Raw genomic sequence first — 23067 nt, forward strand, 5'->3', positions numbered from 1 at the left:
ACAGTAGCTCATTTACTCAAGAGTAAACGTCGCGTTATCGCCCGCTTTCTCGCTACGTTCCGGTCCGCGATGTTTCCTCAAGCTCCGGCAATACAGAGTGAATTACTCTGCAGCGCCTTCTTCAGCTTCTGGTGCAACGCGTGGAGCGTGTACGTTTGCAACAGCTTTGTCATCACCGTGAGCCAGTGCAACAAACTCAACGCCTTTAGGGGCCTTGAGGTCGGACAGGTGGATGATGGCGCCAACTTCAGCGGCCGACAGGTCGACTTCGATGAACTCAGGCAGGTCTTTCGGCAGGCAGGTCACTTCGATTTCGTTCACAACGTGAGAAATCTCGCCGCCTTTCTTGATCGGTGCTTCTTCACCGATGAAGTGTACAGGGACGATAGCGGTCAGCTTCTGGCCAGCAACAACGCGAACGAAGTCAGCGTGCATGATGAACTGCTTGGACGGGTGGCGCTGCATCGCTTTAACGATGACGTTCTGCTTGGTGCCGTCGACGTTCAGCTCGATAACGTGGCTGTAGGCAGCTTCGTTTTCGAACAGCTTGGCGATTTCCTTGGCCAGGATGGTCACGGACTCAGCAGGCTTGTTACCACCGTAAACAACGGCTGGAATGTTGGCGGCGTGACGCAGGCGGCGGCTCGCACCTTTCCCCAGGTCAGTACGCGCTTGGGCGTTCAGAGTAAAGTCAGTCATTTTGTATCTCCAAAATAGCCATCATCGAGGGGCGTTTGCGACCAGCGCCGTACTCGACATGGGCAAAAAAGCCCCGCCCCAACAGAATGCTGGGGCGGGGCGCTTTTCGTCAGTGAGGTGTACCGAAGGTTTGACCCTTAACGGAACATCGCGCTGATCGATTCTTCATTGCTGATGCGGCGGACCGCCTCGGCAACTACCGGTGCGATATCCAGTTGACGGATACGCGAACAGGCTTGAGCGGCTGCGGACAACGGGATGGTGTTGGTCACCACCAGTTCGTCCAGCATGGAGTTCTCGATGTTCTCGATCGCTCGGCCCGACAGCACAGGGTGTGTGCAGTAGGCGAAGACTTTTGCTGCACCGTGCTCTTTCAAGGCTTTTGCCGCGTGGCACAGGGTGCCGGCGGTGTCGACCATGTCATCAACCAGAATACAGGTACGCCCTTCGACATCACCGATGATATGCATCACTTCAGAGTGATTGGCTTTTTCACGGCGTTTGTCGATGATCCCGAGGTCCACGCCCAGGGATTTGGCAACAGCCCGTGCACGCACGACGCCACCAATGTCCGGGGACACGATCATCAGGTTTTCAAAGCGCTGGTCTTCGATGTCATCCACCAATACCGGGGAGCCGTAGATGTTATCTACCGGAATATCGAAGAATCCCTGGATTTGGTCAGCGTGCAGGTCAACCGTGAGAACACGGTCGATGCCTACCACGGTCAGCATGTCAGCAACGACTTTCGCGCTGATAGCCACACGTGCGGAACGCGGGCGGCGATCCTGACGGGCATAACCAAAGTAAGGGATTACAGCTGTGATTCGAGTCGCTGAGGAGCGGCGGAAGGCATCAGCCATCACGACGAGTTCCATCAGGTTATCGTTGGTCGGAGCGCAGGTCGGCTGAATAATGAAGACATCTTTACCGCGGACGTTTTCATTGATCTCGGCTGTAATTTCGCCGTCGGAGAATTTACCGACAGAGATGTCACCGAGAGGGATATGCAGCTGACGTACGACACGCCGAGCCAGATCGGGGTTAGCATTCCCCGTAAAGACCATCATCTTGGACACGCGCAGTACCTAGAGGCTGAGGGTAACCTGGATGAGTATTAGAAAATGGCAGGGGCGGCTGGATTCGAACCAACGCATGGCAGGATCAAAACCTGCTGCCTTACCGCTTGGCGACGCCCCTGTATCTGTTGCAACGAGTGCCTAACACTCGGTTCCTTTTAGAGCAGACTTTGCAGCTTGCGATGCAACATCGAAACGTTGCTTCCCTTTGCTACAAACCCTGTAAGGGTCTCTGTAAGAAGGGCCGAGACTTTATCAGCTTCAGCTTTGCTTGGGAAGCCCCCAAACACACAACTTCCAGTTCCGGTTAATTTTGCTTCGGTAAATTTACCTAACAAATTCAATGCGTTACGTACCTCTGGATAACGCCTTGCTACAACCGGTAAGCAGTCATTTCGACTGTTTCCCTTGGGAACGGGGCGCACTTTAATGGGAGAAGAGTTACGTGTCAACAACGGATCTGAAAAAATTTCTGCTGTACTTACAGATACTTGCGGCACAAGCACGACATACCACGGCTCTTCGGGGTATTCGGGGGTGAGTTTCTCCCCGACGCCCTCGGCGAAAGCCGCGTGCCCACGCACGAAAACCGGGACGTCCGCCCCCAGCGTAAGGCCCAGCGCCGCAAGGCGATCAGGGTCCCAGCCCAGCTTCCACAGATGATTGAGACCCAGCAATGTAGTCGCGGCATTCGAGCTACCGCCACCGATACCACCGCCCATGGGCAAGATTTTATCGATCCAGATATCAATGCCGAGCGAACAACCGGATTGCGCCTGAAGTTTTTTCGCCGCCCTCACAATCAGATTGCTGTCGTGAGGCACGCCTTCGAATTCGGTGTGCAACTGGATCACGCCATCGTCGCGAACAGCGAAGGTCAACTCATCGCCATAGTCGAGAAACTGAAACAGCGTCTGCAACTCGTGGTAGCCGTCTTCACGGCGACCCAGAATGTGCAGCATCAAATTGAGTTTTGCCGGGGAGGGCAGGGTCAAGCGTTCTACAGTCACGTTATTGCCCCAGCTTGCGTGGTTGCCAGTCCTTGATCACCAGCGTGACGTCAAGGTCAGTACCATGCAGCTTGATACGCTCGGGCAGCCAGTAACCGCCTTGCTCGACGTAGCTCAGGTATTCGACCTGCCAGCCATCCTGCTCCAGGGTGGCCAGGCGACTGTCGCCGTTGAGGCTAAGGCGACTTTTGCTATCCGGTGCAGGCAAGCCGCGTACCCACCAGACTAGGTGAGACACCGGCAGCTTCCAGCCCATCTGTTCCTCCAGCAGCGCTTCCGGCGAGGCCGCTTCGTAGCGCCCCTGGTTGGCCACTTCGAGGCTCACTTGGCCCGGGCGCCCGGTCAGACGTGCGGCGCCCCGACCCAGCGGGCCGGACAGGCGAATGTCGTAGTAGTCCTGGCGTTGCAGCCAGAACAAGGTGCCGCTGCCGGAATCCTTCGGCGCACGAACCCCGACCTTGCCTTCGATCTGCCAGCCGTCAATGCTGCTGAGCTGGTCCTTGTGCTGTTTCCATTGCGCCGGGTTGCCCTGGCCTTCAACGGATTCACGGCTGCCTATGCCCGCGCAACCGGCGAGCAGGGCGATAAAACTGAAGACTACAACGTGGCGCAAGAACATAAGCTTAAAGGGTCTCGGATCCGGTCAGGCGCTTGATGGTGCTGCGCAGGATGGGGCTTTCGGGTTGTTCCTTGAGGAATTTTTCCCAGATTTGGCGTGCTTCGCGCTGCTTGCCGTTGGCCCACAGCACTTCGCCCAGGTGGGCGGCGACTTCCTGGTCGGGGAAGCGCTCCAGCGCCTGGCGCAGCAAGCGTTCGGCTTCATCCAGGTTGCCCAGGCGGTAATTCACCCAGCCCAGGCTGTCGAGCACGGCCGGGTCTTCCGGGGTCAGCTTGTGGGCTTGTTCGATCAGCACCTTGGCTTCGGCGTAGCGCGTCGTGCGATCCGACAGCGTGTAGCCCAGGGCATTGAGCGCCATGGCGTTGTCCGGGTCGCGCTTGATGATCAGGCGCAGGTCTTTTTCCATCTGCGCCAGGTCATTGCGCTTTTCCGCCTGCATGGCGCGGGTATAGAGCAGGTTCAAATCGTCCGGGTATTGCAGCAAGGCTTGTTGCAGCAATTTCCAGGCGCGTTCGCCTTGATTATTGGCCGACAACGTTTCGGCCTGGATCAGGTACAGCTGGATCGCGTAATCCGGCTCGGCATCGCGTGCAGCGGCCAGGCGTTTTTCCGCCTCGTCGGTGCGGCCGTTGCTCATCAAAATGTCAGCCTGGCGCAACTGGGCCGGCAGATAGTCATTGCCGGGGCCGACCTGGGCGTATTCGAGCAAAGCCGCCTGCGGGTCATTACGCTCTTCAGCGATACGACCGAGGTTCAGGTGCGCCGAGTCCACATGGCTTTCGCGCTGTATCAACTCTTCCAGGTACCCCTTGGCCTCGTCCCAGGCCTTGGCTTCCAGGCACACCAGGGCCAGGGAATAGCGCAATTCGTCGTCGTCCGGGTATTGCTGGACCAGGTTGGCGAACTGCACTTTGGCGTCCTCCATGCGGTCCTGCTCGACCAGCGCGCGCGCGTACGTCAGGCGCAGGCGTTTGTCATCGGGGTACTTCTTGATGCTTTTTTCCAGCAGTGGCACCGCTTCCTTGCCGCGATTGAGGTTCTGCAGCAGGCGAGCACGCAGCAGGATCGGCGCGATCTCGCCGTCTTCCGGCGGGTTCTGCTCCAACAGTTTCAGTGCTGCGTCGGCCTCGTCATCCTGTTGTAGCAGCAGCGCCTTGCCGAAAATCAGCTGGCTGTTCTTCGGATGCTTTTGCAGCAGGCGGTCGAAACTCTTCATCAGGCCATTGCGTGTGTCCTGGTCAGTGTCGGCGGCCGACAGCGCGAGGAAATCGAAATGGGTGTCGCCCTTGCCCTGCAGGACTTTCTCCATATAGACCATGGAGTCGTCATACCGCCCGGCACGTGCCAGTTGTACCGCCGCCGCCCGCTGCGCTTCCAGGTCGTCCGGGGCGTTTTTTGCCCAGATCAGCGAGGTATCCAGCGCGGCCTGGTCGGCCCCCAGGTATTCGGCAATGCGAAACGCGCGCTCCGAAATGCCCGGGTCCTGGGTATTGATGGCCTGGGTCACGTAGTTATCCAGGGCAATATCGAAACGATTGCGCTGGCCGGCGAGTTCCGCGGTCAACAGGCTGTAGATCGTTTCTTCCTTGAACGAGGAATAAACCTTGGGCTTTTCAGGGGCGGGGGTGCTGTCTTCGACCGGCGGCGTACCGTCCGGCGACACGGGGGCCAAGGCCTGGCAGCCGCTGAGGAAGACAAAAGCAAGGAGCAACGCGGAAGATCTATTCATATAGGAAGAGGACGACTAACCTGCGGTCGGATCATCATGACACAAGCCTTCGGCCAAACATAACCGAGTCTCAGTTGGTGCCTTTATAGACACAAGGCATTAGGACAATAGCCTACGGTGGTTGTTCTGAATCATTCGAAGTAGGACAATTGTCGGCTTCCCGACATCATCAGCGATATTGAATGGCCTTCCTCGCACTCGGTATTAACCACAAGACTGCTACCGTAGACGTGCGCGAGCGCGTTGCGTTCACGCCAGAGCAGTTGGTTGAGGCCTTGCAGCAGCTCTGCCGGCTCACCGACAGCCGCGAAGCTGCGATCCTTTCGACCTGCAATCGCAGCGAGCTCTATATAGAGCAGGAACATCTTTCGGCGGATGGGGTGCTGCGCTGGCTGGCCGATTACCACCATTTGAGCCTCGACGACCTGCGCGCCAGCGCTTATGTGCACGAAGAAGATGCGGCAGTTCGTCACATGATGCGCGTCGCCGCAGGGCTCGACTCGCTGGTGCTGGGCGAACCGCAGATCCTGGGCCAGATGAAATCCGCCTACGCCGTGGCCCGCGAGGCCGGTACCGTGGGGCCGTTGCTGGGCCGCCTGTTCCAGGCCACATTCAATTCCGCCAAGCAAGTGCGCACCGACACCGCCATCGGTGAGAACCCGGTGTCCGTGGCGTTTGCCGCCGTCAGCCTGGCCAAACAGATTTTCAGCGACCTGCAGCGCAGCCAGGCCCTGCTGATCGGCGCCGGTGAAACCATCACCCTGGTCGCCCGTCACCTGCATGACCTGGGTGTGAAGCGCATCGTGGTCGCCAACCGTACATTGGAGCGCGCGAGCATCCTGGCCGAACAGTTCGGTGCCCATGCGGTGTTGCTGTCGGACATCCCGGCCGAGCTGGTGCGCAGCGATATCGTGATCAGCTCCACCGCCAGCCAGTTGCCGATCCTGGGCAAAGGCGCGGTGGAGAGTGCGCTGAAGCTGCGCAAGCACAAACCGATCTTCATGGTGGACATTGCCGTTCCCCGGGATATCGAGCCAGAAGTCGGCGAGTTGGACGACGTTTACCTCTACAGCGTCGACGACCTGCACGAGGTGGTCGCCGAAAACCTCAAGAGCCGCCAGGGCGCTGCCCAGGCCGCCGAGGAAATGGTCAGCACCGGCGCCGAAGACTTCATGGTGCGCCTGCGTGAACTGGCGGCGGTGGACGTGCTCAAGGCGTATCGTCAGCAGGGCGAACGCCTGCGCGACGAGGAGTTGAGCAAGGCCCAGCGCTTGCTGGCCAACGGCAGCAGCGCCGAAGAGGTGTTGATGCAGCTGGCCCGTGGCTTGACCAACAAGTTGCTCCACGCCCCCAGCGTACAGTTGAAAAAGCTTACCGCCGAAGGCCGCCTCGATGCGCTGGCCATGGCCCAGGAACTCTTTGCCCTCGGTGAGGGCGCGTCAGATAGCTCTTCGGATAAAAAATCGCAATGAAAGCGTCACTGCTCAATAAACTGGACGTGCTCCAGGATCGTTTCGAAGAACTGACCGCCTTGCTCGGCGACGGCGAAGTCATTGCCGATCAGACCAAGTTCCGCGCCTATTCCAAGGAATACGCCGAAGTCGAACCGGTTGTCGCCACTTACAAAAAACTGCTGAAAGTGCAGGCCGACCTCGAAGGCGCCCAGGCGCTGCTCAAGGACAGCGACCCAGATATGCGCGAAATGGCCGTGGAAGAAGTCCGCGAGGCCAAGGAAAAACTCGCCGAGCTGGAAGGCGACCTGCAGCGCATGCTGTTGCCCAAGGACCCTAACGACGGGCGCAACGTGTTCCTCGAAATTCGCGCCGGCACCGGTGGTGACGAGGCGGCGATTTTCTCCGGCGACCTGTTCCGCATGTATTCGCGTTACGCCGAGCGCCGCGGCTGGCGCGTGGAAATCCTCTCGGAAAACGAGGGTGAGCACGGCGGCTATAAAGAAGTCATCGCGCGGGTCGAAGGCGACAACGTCTACGGCAAGCTGAAGTTCGAATCCGGCGCACACCGCGTACAGCGTGTGCCGGCGACTGAATCCCAGGGCCGCATCCACACCTCCGCGTGTACCGTGGCCGTGTTGCCCGAGCCGGATGAACAGGAAGCCATCGAGATCAACCCGGCCGACTTGCGCATCGACACTTACCGCTCGTCGGGCGCCGGTGGTCAGCACGTGAACAAGACCGACTCCGCCATCCGCATCACCCACTTGCCGTCGGGCATCGTGGTGGAATGCCAGGAAGAACGTTCCCAGCACAAGAACCGTGCGCGGGCGATGTCGTGGTTGTCGGCCAAACTCAACGACCAGCAGACCAGTGCCGCCGCCAATGCGATTGCCAGCGAGCGCAAGTTGCTGGTGGGGTCGGGCGACCGCTCCGAACGCATCCGTACCTACAACTTTGCCCAGGGCCGGGTCACCGACCACCGGGTCAACCTCACCCTTTATTCCCTGGACGAGATCCTCGCCGGTGGCGTCGAAGCGGTGATCGAGCCGTTGCTCGCCGAATACCAGGCCGACCAACTCGCAGCGATCGGTGAATAAATGACCATCATCGCCAGCCTGTTGCGCGCCGCCGACCTGCCAGACTCGCCTACCGCGCGCCTGGATGCCGAGTTGTTGCTGGCCGCCGCCCTGGGCAAGCCTCGCAGCTATCTGCACACCTGGCCGGAAAAAATCGTCAGCAGCGAAGATGCCTTGACCTTCGCCGGTTACCTGCAGCGCCGCCGTGGTGGTGAGCCGGTGGCCTATATTCTCGGCCAGCAAGGTTTCTGGAAGCTCGACCTGGAAGTCGCGCCCCACACCTTGATCCCGCGCCCGGACACCGAATTGCTGGTGGAAGCGGCACTGGAATTGTTGCCGGCCACGCCCACCCACGTTCTTGACCTGGGCACCGGCAGTGGCGCCATCGCCCTGGCCTTGGCCAGCGAGCGCCCGGCCTGGCAGGTAACGGCGGTCGACCGCGTGCTCGAAGCCGTGGCCCTGGCCGAGCGCAACCGCCAGCGCCTGCACCTGAACAACGCAACGGTGCTGAACAGCCATTGGTTCAGTGCCCTGCAAGGCCACACGTACAACCTGATCATCAGCAACCCGCCGTACATTGCCGCCAACGACCCGCACCTGGTGGCGGGCGATGTGCGCTTTGAGCCGGCCAGTGCACTGGTCGCGGGCCATGACGGCCTGGACGACCTGCGTTTGATCATCGCGCAGTCGCCAGCGCACCTGAATGCCGGTGGCTGGTTGTTGCTCGAACACGGTTATGACCAGGCTGCGGCCGTGCGTGACCTGTTGTCGGGTGAAGGCTTTGAGGAGGTCCACAGCCGCATCGACCTCGGCAGCCACGAACGCATCACCCTGGGGCGCCGCCCGTGCTGACCGATCAGGAGCTGTTGCGCTATAGCCGGCAGATCCTGTTGCAGCAGGTCGACATCGACGGCCAGTTGCGCCTGAAAAACGGCCGTGCCCTGATCATCGGCCTCGGAGGCCTGGGCGCGCCGGTGGCGTTGTACCTGGCAGCCGCCGGCGTGGGTGAGTTGCACCTGGCGGACTTCGATACTGTCGACCTGACCAACCTGCAACGCCAGATCATCCATGACACCCACAGCGTGGGGCAGACCAAGGTCGACTCGGCGTTGCAACGCCTGGCGGGCATCAACCCCGAGATCTCGCTGGTTGCCCATCGCGGCGCGCTGGACGCTGATTCCCTGGCCGTCGCCGTAACAGCGGTAGATGTGGTGCTTGATTGCAGTGACAACTTCTCCACCCGCGAAGCCGTGAATGCTGCGTGTGTCGCGGCCGGTAAACCCTTGGTCAGCGGCGCCGCGATTCGCCTTGAAGGCCAGTTGTCGGTATTCGACCCGCGCCGCGCCGAGAGCCCGTGCTACCACTGTTTATATGGGCACGGCAGCGACACCGAACTGACCTGCAGCGAGGCCGGCGTGGTCGGCCCGCTGGTGGGTGTGGTCGGCAGCCTGCAAGCCCTGGAAGCGTTGAAACTGCTGGCCGGGTTTGGTGAGCCGCTGGTGGGTCGCCTGCTGTTGATTGATGCATTGACCACGCGTTTTCGCGAATTGCGGGTCAAGCGCGACCCCGGCTGCAGCGTGTGTGGAGCGCAGCATGGTTAAGGACGCGCCCATCGGTGTGTTCGATTCCGGCATCGGCGGGCTGACGGTGCTCGACGAAATCCAGCAGCTGTTGCCCCATGAGTCGCTGTTGTATGTGGCCGACTGCGGGCACATTCCTTATGGCGAGAAAACCCCAGGTTATATTCTTGAGCGCTCGCGATTGGTGGCGGAGTTTTTCCGTGGCCAAGGTGCCAAGGCGTTTGTGATCGCCTGCAACACCGCGACCGTCGCCGCCGTTGGGGATTTGCGCCTGGACTATCCCGACTGGCCGTTGGTGGGCATGGAGCCTGCGGTCAAGCCGGCCGCTGCCGCTACCCGCAGCGGTGTGGTCGGTGTACTGGCTACCACCGGCACCCTGCAAAGCGCCAAGTTCGCCGCGTTGCTCGACCGCTTCGCCACCGACGTGCGGGTGATCACCCAACCCTGCCCGGGCCTGGTGGAGCTGATTGAAACCGGCGACTTGTGCAGCCCCGCGTTGCGCCAGATGTTGCAGGGTTATGTCGAACCGCTGCTCAGCGCCGGTTGCGACACCATTATTCTTGGCTGCACCCATTACCCCTTCCTAAAGCCGCTGCTGGCCCAGATGCTGCCCCCCAGCATCATCCTGATCGACACCGGCGCCGCCGTGGCGCGTCAGCTCAAGCGCTTGCTGAGTGAGCGCGACCTGTTGGCCACCGGTAATCCAGAGCCTGCACAGTTCTGGACCAGCGGCGACGCCGACCACCTCAGAAATATCCTACCGACACTATGGAAATCTCCCGGCGTTGTGCGTAGTTTTGGCTCGTGAAAAATTCGTGAAATACCGGGGTTAGAAGCTGAACTTCTGTCTACACGCCAGCTTCTATAGCGAGTTAGCCTGCACAAAACCAAATAACGTCGTTCTCAAAGGATTGTTTCTTATGAAGCGCTTGTTCTGTTTGGCCGCGATTGCGGCCGTCGTGGTGGGACACTCGGTTTCGGCACAGGCCGCTGGCCTTGAATTCGGGGTGGGGAGTACCAGCGATTCAACCATGACCTACCGGTTGGGGTTGACGTCGGATTGGGATAAAAGCTGGTGGCAAAGCGATACCGGGCGGTTGACCGGTTACTGGAGCGGCGCCTACACCTACTGGGATGGCGACAAGCGCGCCAGTGTCAGCAGCCTGTCGTTCTCGCCGGTGTTTGTGTATGAGTTTGCCGGGGAAAAGGTCAAGCCGTACATCGAGGCAGGGATTGGTGTGGCGGTGTTCTCCCGCACGCGGGTCGAGGACAACAACATCGGCCAGGCCTTCCAGTTCGAAGACCGCTTGGGCTTCGGCCTGCGCTTTGCCGGTGGACATGAAGTGGGCATTCGCGCCACGCACTATTCCAACGCGGGCATCAGCAGCAACAACGACGGCGTAGAGAGCTACTCGCTGCACTACACCTTGCCGCTGTAACCACGCAAATCCTTGTAGGAGCCGGCTTGCCGGCGATAGCAACCTTGAGGCTTGCAGTGGTTTCAAGGGCCTCATCGCCGGCAAGCCGGGCTCCTACACGATGTATTTCAATCAGCGGTAAGCGGTGGCAATGCCCTGTCGCTCTTCCAGGCACTCCGGTGCCCCCATTTCGAACTCCCGGCAAATCAGCGGCCGTCGCTCATAGATCGTGCACATCATCGTGTCCCGATCCAGCGCCGCGCACCAGCCATCGTCCAGGCGCAGCATCACCTCGCCGCCCCAATCGTCGGTATCGATATAGCGCTCCGGCACGCCGGTGTCGGTGATCAGCATCACTTCCAACTGGCAGCAGCAGGCCGCGCACGTCGAGCAGGTGACGGCGGGTTCGGGGATCTGAACGTGGGGGATGTCTGTCATAGGCGCGCAGTGTAAGGCAAGCGCGTCAGGCGCGTGTGATTGCTCTGACAGACGTCAGTGCCCCAGCTGCCGCGCAACCCAATGCAGCACCGGGAACGCCACGGCCCACAGCAGCGCGAGGCCGATCAGCGTAGGCGCCGTGGCGTAGCCGAAACTCACGCCGGCCAATTGGCTACCTGCGTAATAGGACAAGGGCCCGGCCACCGCGCCCAGCACGCTGGCGCGCCACCAAGGGCGTGCGGTCCACGCCAGGCAATGGCGCAACGTGGTCGCGAGCAATGCCCACAGCAGCACCAGCCAGAACGGAATCAGCGGCCCGGGCAGGCTGAAATGAAACACACCAAAGGTGCGCAACGAGGTGTCGATCACTGTGCCGAGCAAGGTCACGGCGAGGATCACTTGGCCTTCCTCGGCCCAGGAACTTGTCCACAGCAAATGAAGGGCCAGCGCGGCGAACCCCACCAGCAGCCAGCGGCTGTCGCCACCGAGTACGCAGGCAAACCAGCCGCACTGGAACAGCACGGCATTGACCAGCGGTTTAAGCACTGAAGCGCCCGAGCAGCGGCGGGTTGATCGCCGCGGGCTTGGCCAGCAGCAACTGCGCGGTACCAATCGTTCGTTCCATGAACCCTCCCTCGCAGTAGCACAAATAGAACTCCCACAAGCGCAGGAAGTACTCATCGTAGCCCAACTCGGCGAGGCGGCCGTGGGCGCGGCGAAAGTTCTCATGCCACAGGCGCAGGGTTCGCGCGTAGTGCAGGCCGAAATCCTCCATGTGCAGTAGGTTCATGTCGGTGTCGCGGCTGACGATGTGCAGCATGTTCTGCACACAGGGCAGGGCGCCACCGGGGAAGATGTAGCGCTGAATGAAGTCGACACTGTTCTTGGCCTGCTCGTAGCGCTGTTCCCGAATGGTGATGGCTTGCAGCAACATCAGGCCGTCGGCCTTGAGCAGGTGCGCGCATTGCTTGAAGTAGGTCGGCAGGAAGCGATGGCCCACGGCCTCGATCATCTCGATCGAGACCAACTTGTCGTATTGGCCGGTGAGGTCGCGATAGTCCTGCAGCAACAGGGTCACCTGGTCCTTCAGGCCCAGGGCGTCGATGCGTTTTTCGGTGTAGGCAAACTGCTCCTTGGACAAGGTCGTGGTGGTGACCTTACAGCCATAGTGCTGGGCCGCATACAGCGCCATGCTGCCCCAGCCGGTGCCGATTTCCAGCAAGTGGTCAGTCGGTTTGAGCGCGAGCTTCTGGCAGATGCGCTCCAGTTTGTTCAACTGCGCCTGTTCCAGGGTGTCGTCGGGGGTCAGGAATTGCGCCGCCGAATACATCATCGTCGGGTCGAGGAATTCTTCGAACAGGTCATTGCCCAGGTCGTAGTGAGCGGCGATGTTTTTCTGTGAGCCCTTGCGCGTGTTGCGGTTGAGCCAGTGCAGGCCTTGGGTGAACGGGCGAGCCAGTCGCGCCAGGCCGCCCTCCATCGCATCCAGAACATCCAGGTTGCTGACCATCACGCGCACCACGGCGGTGAGGTCCGGGCTGCTCCAATAACCGTGGATAAACGCCTCGCCCGCACCGATGGAGCCGTTGGCCGCCACCAGGCCCCACACGGCCGAATCGAGGATCTGGATTTCCCCCAACAGGTGCGCTTCCCGGGCACCGAACACTTGGCGTTCGCCGTCCTCGATCACCACCAACTGGCCATGGCGCAACTGGCTGAGTTGGCGCAGTACCGCCTTGCGCAGCAGCGCGGTGGTCATGCCGTTGACGTTCAGGCGGTTGGCCTTGACCGATAAGCTAGGGGTTTTCATGGCGGCGATCCTTGGTATACCCGACTGCGGTGCGAGAGGCGCCATCGGCGGCCCGGTGGGAAAAAATCGGTGTGCGTTTGAGCAACAGGCGCAGGGCCTGCCAGTAAATCGCCAGGCAGGTCTTGGCGGTCATCCACGGAAAGCGCCACAGGTAGCGGTGCAGACTGGCGCGGCTCAGGGCTTCTTTTTGCAGGTTCAGGGTGGCGTCGAAGACTTTAAAGTCGCCTTGCCAGTCGGCCATGTGCACACCCAGCTTGGCAGCGGGCGGGCTGAAGCTCATGCGGTATTCCAGCTCGCGCGGCAAAAACGGCGACACATGAAAAGCCTTGGCCACGGCAAAATGCTGGTGCTCATCGGCACCCAGCGCCTGGGCGGGCAGCACGTAGTGATAGCGCTCGCGCCAGGGGGTGTTGGTCACTTCACACAGGATCGCGGCCAGTTGTCCGTCGGCCTCGAAACAGTAGAAGAAACTCACAGGGTTAAAAGCCAGGCCCCAACTGCGGGCCTGGGTCAGTAGGCAGATTACGCCCTGGGGTGTACGCCCCAGTGCCTTGCCGACTTCGTGGCGCACGGCATCGGTCAAGCTCATGCCGTGGCGCGTCAATTCACGCAGGTAGTCCTGCTGGCGAAAGCCGAAGGGCGCCAGGCGACTCGCGCCGGCCAGGGGCGAGAGCCCGAGCACTTCGTCTTGTTCGCTCAAATCCAGGTACAGCAGGCCGATGCGGTAACGAAACGCATGGGCCTTGGGCGCGAACCGCCGATGGGCGATCCAGCCGCTGTACAGGGCACTGTTCACAGGCGCTCTCCAAAGGCTTCGGCCACACGCAAGGCGCTGGTCACGCCGTCTTCGTGGAAACCGTTGGCCCAGTAGGCACCGCAATAAAAGGTATTGCGCGTGCCGTGCAACTCTTGCCAGCGCGCTTGGGCAGTCACGGCTGCCAGGCTGTATTGCGGGTGCGCGTAGGTGTAGCGGGCAAGGATCTTGAGCGGGTTGATCATCGGCGTCTGGTTGAGGCTGACGCAAAAGGTGGTGGCGCTGTCGATACCTTGCAGGATGTTCATGTCGTAGGTCACGGCCGCCTGGGTCTGCTCGCTGCCGGTCAGCCGGTAGTTCCAACTGGCCCAGGCCAGTTTGCGGTCCGGCAGCAGGCGGGTGTCGGTATGCAGCACGACATCATTGTCGGCATAGGGCAGGGCGCCCAGGATTTCCTGTTCGGCCTGGCTTGGGTCGGCGAGCAACGCCAGGGCCTGGTCGCTGTGGCAGGCAAACACCACCCGATCAAAGGTTTCGCGGCCGGCCGGGCTGTGGATAACCACGCCATCGTCTGTGCGCTCCACGTTATGCACAGGGCAATTGAGCCGAACGTGTTCACGAAAGCTGCGGGTGAGCGGTTCGATGTAGCTGCTGGAGCCGCCGTCGATCACGCACCACTGCGGCCGATTGTTCACCGAGAGCAAGCCGTGGTTTTTGAAGAAGCGTACGAAGAACTGCAACGGAAACCCCAGCATGTCGGCCAGGGACATCGACCAGATCGCCGCGCCCATCGGTACGATGTAATGTCGGATAAATCGCGGGCCGTAGCCTCCGGCCTGCAGGTAATCGCCCAGGGTCATCTCGGCACTGATGCGTTGCTCTTGCAGGTCCAGTGGCGCCTGGCGATTGAAGCGCAGGATGTCGCGCAACATGCCCCAGAACCCCGGAGACAAAATATTGCTGCGCTGGGCGAACAGGCTGTTGAGGTTGTTGCCGTTGTACTCGAAGCCTTCGTTCTGGTCACACACCGAAAAGCTCATCTCGGTGGGTTTGAAGGTCACCCCGATCTGCCCCAACAGGCGAATGAAGTTGGGATAGGTCCAGTCGTTGAACACGATAAAGCCTGTGTCCACCGCGTAGCTTTTATCCTCCACGGTCACGTTGACCGTGTGGGTATGCCCGCCGATGCGCTCGCCCGCTTCGAACAGCGTGATGTCGTGGTTACGGTTGAGCAGGTAAGCACTGGTCAACCCGGCAATCCCGCTGCCAACAATCGCGATCTTCACAGGTCGTCCTTCTGCGGCGGCGGGCTGCGCAGCATGCGTTTGCCGATGATCAATTGCGCGCGGTTGGGCAATTTCGACAGTGGCCACAGCGTGGCGATGAAAAGGGCCGGGAAGGCGATTTCCAGCGGGCGTTTTTCCAGCTTGGTAAAGATGTGCCTCGCGGCCTTGCCGGCAGGCCAGCTCAGGGGCATGGGGAAGTCATTGCGCTCGGTCAGTGGCGTGTCGACAAAGCCCGGGCTGATCACCGTGACGTCGATGTTTTCCGGCGACAGGCTGATACGCAGCGATTCAAACAGGTAACGCAGCCCCGCCTTGGACGCACCATAGGCTTCGGCGCGCGGCATCGGCAGGTAGGTCACGGCACTGGCAACGCCTACCAAATGCGGCGTTTGCCCGGCGCGCAACAGGGGCAGCGCGGCTTCGATGCAGTAACTGCTGGCCAGCAGGTTGGTGCGCACCACGTGCTCGATGATCGATGAGTCGAACTGCCGGGCGTCCACGTATTCACAGGTGCCGGCGTTGAGGATCACGGTGTCGAGCGAGCCCCAGGCTGCGCCGATGCGCTCGCCGATCTCGCGCACGGTCTGGCTGTTCGTCAGGTCGCCGGCCACCACCAACACCTGCCCCGGGTAGCGTTGGGCGAGGGCTTCCAGCGGGCCTTTGGTGCGCGAGCTGAGCGCCACGTGGGCGCCGCTGTTGAGCAGTTCCACGGCCAGCGCGGCACCGATGCCACTGCTGGCGCCGGTCAGCCAATAACGACGGGGCGGTGTAAGGCTCATCCCATTCTCCTTTTCAGCCAGCTGACCACACTGCCCAGCACGGGCAAGTGTTCGTAGAGCATCGCGCCGGCATCGAAATAATCGCGATGGCGGTACACCTTGTCGCGCCACATCAGGTGCGAACAACCTTCCACCCGGATCACCTTGCCATTGGCCAGGCGCGGGTGACAAAAACTCATTTTCCAGCGCAGGTAGCCTTCGCCTTCCGCCACCTGGTCGAAGCCGTGGAAGTCGAAGCGCAACTGGCTGACGTTGCTGTACAGGTCGGCAAAGTAGCGATGCATCGCGGGCAGGCCGTGCACTTCATGCAGTGGGTCGGCGAAGGCGATGTCCTGGCTGTACAGGCTGTCGAGCAGGTGCAGGTTGTGCTTGTCCAGCGTGGAAAACGCCTGGGCAAACCGGCGCAGGAAGTCACTCATGAGCACCTCCGACCGCTTCACGTGAAGGCAGGCTGCGGAAGGCCGCCAATGCCCGCTCCCGTGATTTCTTCAGGTCGACGATTGCGCGCGGGTAATCCGCCACGCCGAACAGGCCGCCGACCGCCTCGGGGTTGTGCACTTCCTTTTTATTCAGCGCGGCCAGTTCTGGCAGCCAGCGCTTGATGAAAACGCCTTCGCTGTCGAATTTCTCCGACTGGCTCAGTGGGCTGAAGATGCGGAAGTAAGGCGCCGAGTCAGTGCCGGTGGACGAGCTCCATTGCCAGCCGCCGTTATTCGCCGCCAGGTCGCCGTCGATCAGGTGGCGCATGAAGAAACGCTCACCTTCGCGCCAGTCGATCAGCAGGTTCTTGGTCAGGAACATCGCCACCACCATGCGCAGGCGGTTATGCATCCAGCCGGTTTCGAGCAACTGGCGCATGGCGGCGTCGATGATCGGCAAGCCGGTGCGCGCCTCCTGCCAGGCGGCGAGGTCCTTGGGGGCATTACGCCAGGCCACGGCTTCGGTCTCGGGGCGGAACGCACGGTGGCGCGACACCCGTGGGTAGCCCACGAGGATGTGCTTGTAGAACTCACGCCACAGCAGTTCGTTGATCCAGGTGATGGCGCCCATATCGCCGCTTTCGAATTCACCCTGATTGGTCTGCAATGCAGCGTGCAGGCATTGGCGTGGCGACACCACGCCAGCAGCCAGGTACGCCGAGAGCTGGCTGGTGCCGGGCTTGGCCGGGAAGTCGCGTTCGTCCTTGTAGTAGCTGATCTGTTGGTCGGCGAAGGCGTCGAGGCGGCGGCGGGCTTCGTCTTCACCGGCCGGCCAGAGGGCGCGCAAGGTGTCGCTGGGCGGTTCGAAGCCGTCGACGGTTTCAGGCACCGGGTCGCTGTGGATGGCGGTTTTTGCCTGGGCCTTTGGCGTGGCCACCAAGCGTGGCAAGGCGCTGTGCAGGCGGGTGTAGCAGACTTTGCGGAACTGGCTGAACACCTGGAAATAGGTGCCGGTTTTGGTCAACACGCTGCCGGGTTGGAAAAACAGTTGGTCCAGGTAGCTGTGGAATGTCACACCGTCGGCTTCCAGCGTCTTGGCCACGGCGGCATCACGGCGACTCTCGTGAATGCCGTATTCCTCGTTGACGTGCACCGATGTCACCGACAACTCGCGGCACAGTCTGCTCAGCACACCGGGCGCCTGGTCCCAGGTGGCGCAGGTACGGATCAGCAACGGAATATTCAGTGCACCGAGCGCCTGGCTCAAGTGCGCCAGGTTGCGCAGCCAGAAGTCCACTTTGCACGGGGCATCATCGTGGGCCAGCCATTGTTCGGGCGTGATCAGGTACACGGCCGCGATCGGGCCCCGCTGGCTCGCGGCGGCCAGGGCGGTGTTGTCGTGTAGGCGCAGGTCGGTGCGCAGCCAGATCAAATGCATTTAAACGATTCCACGCTGGATCAGTAACTGATGAGCCGACAACGGGTCTTCGGCCACGAACAATTCGGGGATGTCACGGGTTAATACGGCCAGCTCGGCCTTGTGGATGCATACCGTTGGTCCGGTTATCAGTTTTGGGCAACTCACGCCGCCGAACAGTTTGGCCAGTGCCGACAGGTGGAGGGCCTTGCTTGAGTACAACAACACTGCGCGGGGTTGCAGGTGCTCCACCGCCAGGGCCAACTCGCCCACCGGTAACGGCCAATCGAAGACTTCCACCGGGCAGTCGGCGCTGCTCGCCAGCCAGGCGCTGAGCCACAGGTGGGGCTCCAGGGGCAGGTCCGAATGATTGACCAGCAACAGCGGCGCGCCTTGAAGCTGGCGGTTGTTGTGGTAAATGCGTGCGCCGAACTTGCTGCGCAGCCAGGACAGGAAAAACACCCGCTCCATCTGCGCGCCGAACTGGCCTTGCCAGCGTTGCTCCAGTTCCTGAAGCAGCGGCAGCATCAGTTGCTCGCACAAGGTGCGCGGCGGGTACAGCGCCATGGCCTGGTTGAAGGCGTCGTCGACCCGGCGCTCGGCCAGTTCGCTGATGGCGGTCACCAAGTTCTGGCGCAAGGCATGCCATTCATTTTCAACGGCGTCGGGGAAGGCCTGCGCGGAGTCGATCAGGCTTTTCACCTGGCTGACCGGCACGCCGCGATTGAGCCACGTCAGAATGGCGTGGATACGTTGAACATGCTCGGCGCTGAACAGCCGATGGCCCTTGGGCGTGCGCTGGGGCACGATCAGGCCATAGCGGCGCTCCCAGGCGCGCAGGGTCACGGCGTTGACGCCGGTCTGGCGCGCCACTTCGCGAATCGGCAACCAGCCGTCTTCGAGCGCTTTGGCAATGTCTTCGCCGGGTTCGTCTTGCAGGGCAGGTTTCATAGTTAGATCGCGTTTCGCAGGCTGAGATTTTCCGGGTGCGGCTGCAGGTAAGCCTGCTGCGCGATGTAACGGTCCGGGTGTTGGCGAAAGTGGTGCTTGAGCAGGGTCAACGGCACCACCAGCGGCACGATGCCATGGCGGTACTGGCCGATGACGGTTTGCATTTCCTGCTTGTCGTCGGCGCTGATGGCCTGCTTGAGGTAGCCGCTGATGTGTTGCAGCACGTTGGTGTGGGTGCCACGGGTGGCGCATTTTTTCAGGCCGGTCATCAGGTCGCTGAAGTAGCAGTCGGCCAATTCTTCGAGATGGGTGTGCTTGCTCATGCTGCCGAGCAGGTGGCCGAGGCTTTTGTAATGCGCCGGGCTGTGGGCCATCAGCAAGTATTTGTAGCGAGAATGGAAGGCCAGCAGGCCGTGGCGGGTCAGGCCTTCAGCGCGCAATTGCTGCCAGCTGGCGTACACGAAGACGCGTGTCAGGAAGTTTTCACGCAGCACCGGGTCATTCAACCGACCGTCTTCTTCCACGGGCAGGTTGGGGTGGCGTGCGCAAAAAGCCTGGGCATAGATGCCGCGCCCGCCGCCGTCCACCGGGGTGCCATTGTCGCGATACACCTTGACCCGCTCCAGGCCACAGGACGGCGACTTCTGCATGAAGATGTAGCCGCACAGGTCAGTGTGTTCCGCCGCCATCTGCTCGCCGTAAGCGTCCAGCGGCTGGGTGACGTTGAGTTCACGGTGCACAGTGCCAACGGCTTGCGGGTGGGCGGGGTCGCCCACCAGGCGGATCGGTTCGCGGGGGATACCCAGGCCGATGGCGACTTCTGGGCACAGCGGCACAAAGTCGAAATAGTCAGAAAGGGTTTGGCTGCACAGCAGGGATTGTTTGTGGCCGCCGTTGAAGCGCACGTTTTCGCCCAGCAAACAGGCGCTGATGGCGATCTTTGGTTTTGCACTGCTGGACATGGCCAAACCCCTGCGAGATTCCTATACAAACTGAAAAGCTTGTACAACTAAATCTCATCATAGATTTGATGCTGTACAAGTCAAATATTTTGTACAAGTATTTGCGGCGTGTTACTTCCAGCCCATCCGCCAGGCTTCGGCGTTTTGCAGGGTTTGCCAGGCCAGGCGTTCAGCGCGTCGGGTCATTACGGCTTGCAGCTCGATTTCCAGCACGGTGCCTTCTTCGTCACGAAACAGCTCAGTGACCAGGAAGTGTTTTTCCTTGTGGCGTGGATGGGCTGCTGTCCATTTCGACAGCAGCAATTTGGCCGGGTTGATGCGGTTCATTGCAGGTGTTCGATCAAGCGTCGTGCGGCTTCCTGGCCGCTGAGCCATGCCCCTTCGACCCGGCCCGAGAGGCACCAGTCGCCACACACGTACAAGCCCAGGTCGGCGTCGGCCAGCACACCGAATTCGTGGCTGCTGGACGGCCGCGCATACAGCCAGCGGTGCGCCAGGCTGAAGGATGGCGCGGGCATGGCGCTGTGCAGCAGTTCGGCGAAGGCACCGTGCAGGTGTTCAATCACCGCTTCTTTGGGCAAGTCCAGGTGCGCCTTGCTCCAGGCGCTGGTGGCGTGCAGCACCCAGGTGTCCAGGGTGGTGTCGCGCCCGGGCTTGCTGCGGTTACGGGCGAGCCAGTCGAGGGGGCTGTCTTGTACGAAGCAGCCTTCCATGGGGGTGTCCAGCGGCGTGTCGAAAGCCAGGGCGATGGCCCAGGTCGGGTCCATCTTCACGCCTGCGGCGGCGCTCGCCAGTTTGGGCGCTGCGGCCAGTAGAGCGGTGGCCTGCGGCGCCGGCGTGGCGATGACCACATGGCTGAAGGGGCCGTGATTGCCGCCGTCGGCATCCAGCAGGTTCCAGTGTTGGGTGCCCTGGAACACTTCGGTGATACGGCAACCAAACTCCACCGGCAGGTCATCGAGCAGGGCGCGGGTGATGGCGCTCATGCGTGGCGTGCCGACCCAGCGGATCTGTTCATCGGGGGAGGGGGTGAGTTGGCCGGACTTGAAGTTGTACAGCTGGGGCTTCCATTGCTCGGCCCAACCGTTGCTTTGCCAGCGTTGCACTTCGTTGACGAAGCGCCGGTCGCGGGCGGTGAAGTACTGTGCGCCCATGTCCAAGGCGCCCGCATCGCTGCGCTTGCTGGACATGCGGCCACCACTGCCGCGGCTTTTATCAAAGAGTTGTACAACATGCCCTGCGTCTCGTAACGCTCGGGCGGCTGAGAGACCGGCGATGCCGGTGCCGATGATCGCGATGGGAACAGTCATGGGAGGCCTCGTTTTACCTTTGGGTACAGACTACGCCGACACCAATAGCTGTACAATATTGTTTTTTGGTATAAGTTTTGGCGTGCCTGTTCTAACGGTGTGACCTATGGTTAAAGCTGAGGCTTAGCCAACGTTACGCCCGTTTACAAATGATCCCTTTCTATAAAATAGACCAGTGATCGACGGCGAACGTTACATCAGGAGCGTCCCATGCATATTTTGCTGACCGGCGGTACGGGTCTGATCGGCCGCCAACTGTGCCAACACTGGCTGGCGCAGGGGCATCAACTTACGGTGTGGAGCCGTGAGCCGGAGACGGTCGCCAAATGGTGTGGCGCTCAAGTGCTGGGCGTTGGCCGTCTGCAAGAGGTGATCGGCCCGGTGGATGCGGTCATCAACCTGGCGGGTGCGCCGATCGCGGATCGCCCCTGGACCCGCAAACGCAAGGCGTTGTTGTGGAGCAGTCGTATCAGCCTCACCGAAACCCTGCTGGCGTGGATCGAGGGTTTGGAGCACAAACCCGCCGTGCTGATATCGGGTTCTGCGGTGGGCTGGTATGGCGACGGCGGCGAGCGCGAACTGACCGAGGCAAGCGGCCCGGTGCAGGATGACTTCCCCAGCCAGCTCTGTATTGCCTGGGAAGAAACCGCTTTGCGCGCCGAAGCCTTGGGCGTGCGCGTAGTGCTGGTGCGCACCGGCCTGGTGCTGGCGGCGCAGGGCGGCTTTTTGTCGCGGTTGCTGCTGCCATTCAAGCTGGCGCTGGGCGGGCCGATCGGCGATGGTCGGCAGTGGATGCCGTGGGTGCATATCAAGGATCAAATCGCCCTGATTGATTTTCTTCTGCACAAGAACGACGCCAGCGGTCCTTATAATGCGTGCGCGCCGCACCCGGTGCGCAACCGCGAGTTTGCCAAGACCCTGGGCCAGGTGCTGCACCGCCCTGCGTTCATGCCGATGCCGGCGTTTGCGTTGAAGGTTGGGCTGGGCGAGTTGTCCGGGTTGCTGTTGGGCGGCCAGAAAGCGGTTCCCGAACGCTTGCTGGCGGCCGGTTTCACTTTTCAGTTCACAGAGTTGCACGCGGCCCTGGAAGACTTGTCCAGCCGCCTCTAGCCATAGGATGTTGCATGACGGATCACGCGTTGTTACTGGTCAACCTGGGTTCACCGGCGTCCACTTCGGTGGCCGATGTGCGCAGCTACCTCAATCAATTCCTGATGGACCCCTACGTGATCGACCTGCCGTGGCCGGTGCGGCGTTTGCTGGTGTCGCTGATCCTGATCAAGCGCCCCGAGCAATCGGCCCACGCCTACGCGTCCATCTGGTGGGACGAGGGCTCGCCGCTGGTGGTGCTCAGCCGTCGCCTGCAACAGCAAATGACCTCGCAGTGGACCCACGGCCCGGTGGAATTGGCGATGCGCTACGGCGAGCCGTCGATTGAAAGCGTGTTGACCGGTCTCGCCGCCCAAGGCATTCGCAAGGTCACCCTGGCGCCGCTGTACCCGCAGTTTGCCGACAGCACGGTGACCACGGTGGTTGAAGAAGCCCGCCGCGTGCTGCGTGAGAAAAAACTCGATCTGCCGCTGGCGATCCTGCAACCCTTCTACGACCAACCCGAATACCTCGACGCCCTGGTGGCCAGCGCCAAGCCGCATTTGCAGCAGGATTACGATCACCTGCTGTTCAGCTTCCACGGCTTGCCGGAGCGGCATCTGCAAAAACTCAACCCTGGCCACACCTTCGACGGTGCCACCGATTGCTGCGCGAACGCCTCGGCGCAGGTGCGTGCCACCTGTTATCGCGGGCAGTGTTTCAGCGTGGCACGGGATTTTGCCGCGCGCATGGGCTTGCCAGAGGACAAGTGGTCGGTGGCCTTCCAATCGCGCCTGGGCCGGGCGAAGTGGATCGAGCCCTACACCGAGGCCCGCCTGGAAGCGCTGGCCCAGCAAGGCGTGAAAAAGCTGCTGGTGATGTGCCCGGCGTTTGTCGCCGATTGCATCGAGACGCTCGAAGAGATCGGCGATCGAGGGCTGGAACAATTCCGCGAGGCCGGAGGCGAGGAGTTGGTGCTGGTGCCGTGCCTCAATGACGACCCGCAGTGGGCGAAGGCGTTGAATGCCTTGTGCGAAAAAGCACCAGTGTCTCTATAGCTGAAGCCAGTGAAGATCAAAATGTGGGAGCGGGCTGGCCCGCGATGGGGCGTGTCAGTCGATTGATTTGTTGGCTGATGCACCGCTATCGCGGGCAAGCCCGCTCCCACATTAGCCCTCCCACATTTTT

At 61.3% G+C, this 23067-nt stretch carries 25 protein-coding genes and 1 tRNA gene; 8 read left to right on the forward strand and 18 right to left on the reverse strand.

Annotated elements, in window-relative coordinates; translation table 11 throughout:
- Positions 1–102: 102 nt before the first annotated feature.
- The 6 genes from AC07OV_RS16825 to AC07OV_RS16850 form a co-directional block, all read right to left on the reverse strand.
- Positions 103–699, reverse strand: coding sequence for a 50S ribosomal protein L25/general stress protein Ctc (locus tag AC07OV_RS16825; RefSeq protein WP_176995197.1), 597 nt, complete (start codon positions 697–699; stop codon positions 103–105).
- Between the two features lie 137 nt (positions 700–836).
- Complete coding sequence (locus tag AC07OV_RS16830) at positions 837–1778, reverse strand: ribose-phosphate pyrophosphokinase (protein WP_003208392.1); 942 nt, start codon at positions 1776–1778, stop codon at positions 837–839.
- A 46-nt stretch (positions 1779–1824) separates the two neighbouring features.
- Positions 1825–1899: transfer RNA gene (locus AC07OV_RS16835), tRNA-Gln, on the reverse strand.
- Between the two features lie 37 nt (positions 1900–1936).
- On the reverse strand, positions 1937–2740 hold the full coding sequence (ispE, locus tag AC07OV_RS16840; protein ID WP_495092633.1) for a 4-(cytidine 5'-diphospho)-2-C-methyl-D-erythritol kinase: 804 nt from the start codon (positions 2738–2740) through the stop codon (positions 1937–1939).
- Between the two features lie 49 nt (positions 2741–2789).
- Positions 2790–3407, reverse strand: a complete 618-nt coding sequence (gene lolB, locus AC07OV_RS16845) for a lipoprotein insertase outer membrane protein LolB (RefSeq protein ID WP_176995195.1) — start codon at positions 3405–3407, stop codon at positions 2790–2792.
- Positions 3408–3411: 4 nt separating this feature from the next.
- Positions 3412–5136, reverse strand: coding sequence for a tetratricopeptide repeat protein (locus AC07OV_RS16850; RefSeq protein WP_495092616.1), 1725 nt, complete (start codon positions 5134–5136; stop codon positions 3412–3414).
- Between the two features lie 182 nt (positions 5137–5318).
- On the opposite strand from AC07OV_RS16850, the gene hemA reads away from it, so the two are divergent.
- The 6 genes from hemA to AC07OV_RS16880 all read left to right on the forward strand — a co-directional run bounded on the left by hemA (position 5319) and on the right by AC07OV_RS16880 (position 10685).
- On the forward strand, positions 5319–6608 hold the full coding sequence (gene hemA, locus AC07OV_RS16855; RefSeq protein ID WP_494996508.1) for a glutamyl-tRNA reductase: 1290 nt from the start codon (positions 5319–5321) through the stop codon (positions 6606–6608).
- Positions 6605–7687 carry a peptide chain release factor 1 gene (gene prfA, locus AC07OV_RS16860; RefSeq protein ID WP_495092617.1) on the forward strand — a complete coding sequence of 361 codons (1083 nt, stop codon included), beginning with the start codon at positions 6605–6607 and terminating at the stop codon, positions 7685–7687. Before hemA ends, prfA begins: the two co-directional genes overlap by 4 nt.
- Positions 7688–8518 carry a peptide chain release factor N(5)-glutamine methyltransferase gene (prmC, locus tag AC07OV_RS16865; RefSeq protein WP_495092618.1) on the forward strand — a complete coding sequence of 277 codons (831 nt, stop codon included), beginning with the start codon at positions 7688–7690 and terminating at the stop codon, positions 8516–8518.
- Positions 8512–9267 (forward strand): molybdopterin-synthase adenylyltransferase MoeB, encoded by a 756-nt coding sequence (locus AC07OV_RS16870; protein ID WP_495092619.1) that lies wholly within the window; start codon positions 8512–8514, stop codon positions 9265–9267. The genes prmC and AC07OV_RS16870 overlap by 7 nt, the downstream gene beginning before the upstream one ends.
- The gene (murI, locus tag AC07OV_RS16875) at positions 9260–10054 is read left to right on the forward strand and encodes a glutamate racemase (protein ID WP_495092620.1); all 795 of its coding nucleotides are present in this window, start codon (positions 9260–9262) and stop codon (positions 10052–10054) included. The genes AC07OV_RS16870 and murI overlap by 8 nt, the downstream gene beginning before the upstream one ends.
- A 112-nt stretch (positions 10055–10166) precedes the next feature.
- A complete protein-coding gene (locus AC07OV_RS16880) occupies positions 10167–10685 on the forward strand; it encodes an acyloxyacyl hydrolase (protein WP_176995188.1) in 519 nt (172 codons plus the stop codon).
- A gap of 111 nt (positions 10686–10796) precedes the next feature.
- Here AC07OV_RS16880 and AC07OV_RS16885 read toward each other — a convergent pair whose 3' ends face one another.
- The 12 genes from AC07OV_RS16885 to AC07OV_RS16940 form a co-directional block, all read right to left on the reverse strand.
- The gene (locus AC07OV_RS16885; protein WP_176995187.1) at positions 10797–11102 is read right to left on the reverse strand and encodes a YkgJ family cysteine cluster protein; all 306 of its coding nucleotides are present in this window, start codon (positions 11100–11102) and stop codon (positions 10797–10799) included.
- 54 nt (positions 11103–11156) lie between these two features.
- Positions 11157–11648, reverse strand: a complete 492-nt coding sequence (locus AC07OV_RS16890; protein WP_495092621.1) for a DUF2878 domain-containing protein — start codon at positions 11646–11648, stop codon at positions 11157–11159.
- Complete coding sequence (locus AC07OV_RS16895) at positions 11641–12912, reverse strand: class I SAM-dependent methyltransferase (protein ID WP_495092622.1); 1272 nt, start codon at positions 12910–12912, stop codon at positions 11641–11643. Before AC07OV_RS16895 ends, AC07OV_RS16890 begins: the two co-directional genes overlap by 8 nt.
- A complete protein-coding gene (locus tag AC07OV_RS16900; RefSeq protein ID WP_457404510.1) occupies positions 12899–13708 on the reverse strand; it encodes a DUF1365 domain-containing protein in 810 nt (269 codons plus the stop codon). Before AC07OV_RS16900 ends, AC07OV_RS16895 begins: the two co-directional genes overlap by 14 nt.
- The gene (locus AC07OV_RS16905) at positions 13705–14952 is read right to left on the reverse strand and encodes an NAD(P)/FAD-dependent oxidoreductase (protein ID WP_495092623.1); all 1248 of its coding nucleotides are present in this window, start codon (positions 14950–14952) and stop codon (positions 13705–13707) included. Before AC07OV_RS16905 ends, AC07OV_RS16900 begins: the two co-directional genes overlap by 4 nt.
- The gene (locus AC07OV_RS16910; RefSeq protein ID WP_494996515.1) at positions 14949–15731 is read right to left on the reverse strand and encodes an SDR family NAD(P)-dependent oxidoreductase; all 783 of its coding nucleotides are present in this window, start codon (positions 15729–15731) and stop codon (positions 14949–14951) included. The genes AC07OV_RS16905 and AC07OV_RS16910 overlap by 4 nt, the downstream gene beginning before the upstream one ends.
- The gene (locus tag AC07OV_RS16915) at positions 15728–16150 is read right to left on the reverse strand and encodes a nuclear transport factor 2 family protein (protein ID WP_494996516.1); all 423 of its coding nucleotides are present in this window, start codon (positions 16148–16150) and stop codon (positions 15728–15730) included. The genes AC07OV_RS16910 and AC07OV_RS16915 overlap by 4 nt, the downstream gene beginning before the upstream one ends.
- On the reverse strand, positions 16143–17588 hold the full coding sequence (gene phrB / locus AC07OV_RS16920) for a deoxyribodipyrimidine photo-lyase (RefSeq protein WP_494996517.1): 1446 nt from the start codon (positions 17586–17588) through the stop codon (positions 16143–16145). The genes AC07OV_RS16915 and phrB overlap by 8 nt, the downstream gene beginning before the upstream one ends.
- Positions 17589–18518, reverse strand: a complete 930-nt coding sequence (locus AC07OV_RS16925; RefSeq protein WP_495092624.1) for a MerR family transcriptional regulator — start codon at positions 18516–18518, stop codon at positions 17589–17591.
- 2 nt (positions 18519–18520) lie between these two features.
- Positions 18521–19480 (reverse strand): YbgA family protein, encoded by a 960-nt coding sequence (locus tag AC07OV_RS16930; protein ID WP_494996519.1) that lies wholly within the window; start codon positions 19478–19480, stop codon positions 18521–18523.
- A gap of 111 nt (positions 19481–19591) precedes the next feature.
- Entirely contained in the window at positions 19592–19807 is a 216-nt protein-coding gene (locus tag AC07OV_RS16935; protein ID WP_176995177.1) for a TIGR02450 family Trp-rich protein, read from the reverse strand.
- Positions 19804–20790, reverse strand: coding sequence for an NAD(P)/FAD-dependent oxidoreductase (locus AC07OV_RS16940; protein WP_176995176.1), 987 nt, complete (start codon positions 20788–20790; stop codon positions 19804–19806). Before AC07OV_RS16940 ends, AC07OV_RS16935 begins: the two co-directional genes overlap by 4 nt.
- A gap of 210 nt (positions 20791–21000) precedes the next feature.
- Between AC07OV_RS16940 and AC07OV_RS16945 the strand changes: the two genes are divergently transcribed.
- Together AC07OV_RS16945 and hemH are read left to right on the forward strand one after the other, a co-directional pair.
- Positions 21001–21900: a TIGR01777 family oxidoreductase gene (locus tag AC07OV_RS16945; protein WP_495092625.1), complete on the forward strand. Its 900-nt coding sequence runs from the start codon at positions 21001–21003 to the stop codon at positions 21898–21900.
- 14 nt (positions 21901–21914) lie between these two features.
- The gene (hemH, locus tag AC07OV_RS16950) at positions 21915–22937 is read left to right on the forward strand and encodes a ferrochelatase (RefSeq protein WP_495092626.1); all 1023 of its coding nucleotides are present in this window, start codon (positions 21915–21917) and stop codon (positions 22935–22937) included.
- The last annotated feature ends 130 nt before the right edge of the window (positions 22938–23067 follow it).

Source organism: Pseudomonas sp. GW821-FHT09A09 (assembly GCF_059418405.1).

Bases quoted from the DNA above. Each gene is read 5' to 3' on its own strand.
- AC07OV_RS16895 (WP_495092622.1), bottom strand. From the start codon at position 12,912: ATGAAAACCCCTAGCTTATCGGTCAAGGCCAACCGCCTGAACGTCAAC.
- AC07OV_RS16945 (WP_495092625.1), top strand. From the start codon at position 21,001: ATGCATATTTTGCTGACCGGCGGTACGGGTCTGATCGGCCGCCAACTG.
- AC07OV_RS16825 (WP_176995197.1), bottom strand. From the start codon at position 699: ATGACTGACTTTACTCTGAACGCCCAAGCGCGTACTGACCTGGGGAAA.
- AC07OV_RS16925 (WP_495092624.1), bottom strand. From the start codon at position 18,518: ATGAAACCTGCCCTGCAAGACGAACCCGGCGAAGACATTGCCAAAGCG.
- lolB (WP_176995195.1), bottom strand. From the start codon at position 3,407: ATGTTCTTGCGCCACGTTGTAGTCTTCAGTTTTATCGCCCTGCTCGCC.
- prfA (WP_495092617.1), top strand. From the start codon at position 6,605: ATGAAAGCGTCACTGCTCAATAAACTGGACGTGCTCCAGGATCGTTTC.
- AC07OV_RS16915 (WP_494996516.1), bottom strand. From the start codon at position 16,150: ATGAGTGACTTCCTGCGCCGGTTTGCCCAGGCGTTTTCCACGCTGGAC.
- AC07OV_RS16885 (WP_176995187.1), bottom strand. From the start codon at position 11,102: ATGACAGACATCCCCCACGTTCAGATCCCCGAACCCGCCGTCACCTGC.
- AC07OV_RS16880 (WP_176995188.1), top strand. From the start codon at position 10,167: ATGAAGCGCTTGTTCTGTTTGGCCGCGATTGCGGCCGTCGTGGTGGGA.
- murI (WP_495092620.1), top strand. From the start codon at position 9,260: ATGGTTAAGGACGCGCCCATCGGTGTGTTCGATTCCGGCATCGGCGGG.
- hemA (WP_494996508.1), top strand. From the start codon at position 5,319: ATGGCCTTCCTCGCACTCGGTATTAACCACAAGACTGCTACCGTAGAC.
- prmC (WP_495092618.1), top strand. From the start codon at position 7,688: ATGACCATCATCGCCAGCCTGTTGCGCGCCGCCGACCTGCCAGACTCG.
- AC07OV_RS16930 (WP_494996519.1), bottom strand. From the start codon at position 19,480: ATGTCCAGCAGTGCAAAACCAAAGATCGCCATCAGCGCCTGTTTGCTG.
- AC07OV_RS16935 (WP_176995177.1), bottom strand. From the start codon at position 19,807: ATGAACCGCATCAACCCGGCCAAATTGCTGCTGTCGAAATGGACAGCA.
- ispE (WP_495092633.1), bottom strand. From the start codon at position 2,740: ATGCTGCACATTCTGGGTCGCCGTGAAGACGGCTACCACGAGTTGCAG.
- AC07OV_RS16940 (WP_176995176.1), bottom strand. From the start codon at position 20,790: ATGACTGTTCCCATCGCGATCATCGGCACCGGCATCGCCGGTCTCTCA.
- hemH (WP_495092626.1), top strand. From the start codon at position 21,915: ATGACGGATCACGCGTTGTTACTGGTCAACCTGGGTTCACCGGCGTCC.
- AC07OV_RS16850 (WP_495092616.1), bottom strand. From the start codon at position 5,136: ATGAATAGATCTTCCGCGTTGCTCCTTGCTTTTGTCTTCCTCAGCGGC.
- phrB (WP_494996517.1), bottom strand. From the start codon at position 17,588: ATGCATTTGATCTGGCTGCGCACCGACCTGCGCCTACACGACAACACC.
- AC07OV_RS16910 (WP_494996515.1), bottom strand. From the start codon at position 15,731: ATGAGCCTTACACCGCCCCGTCGTTATTGGCTGACCGGCGCCAGCAGT.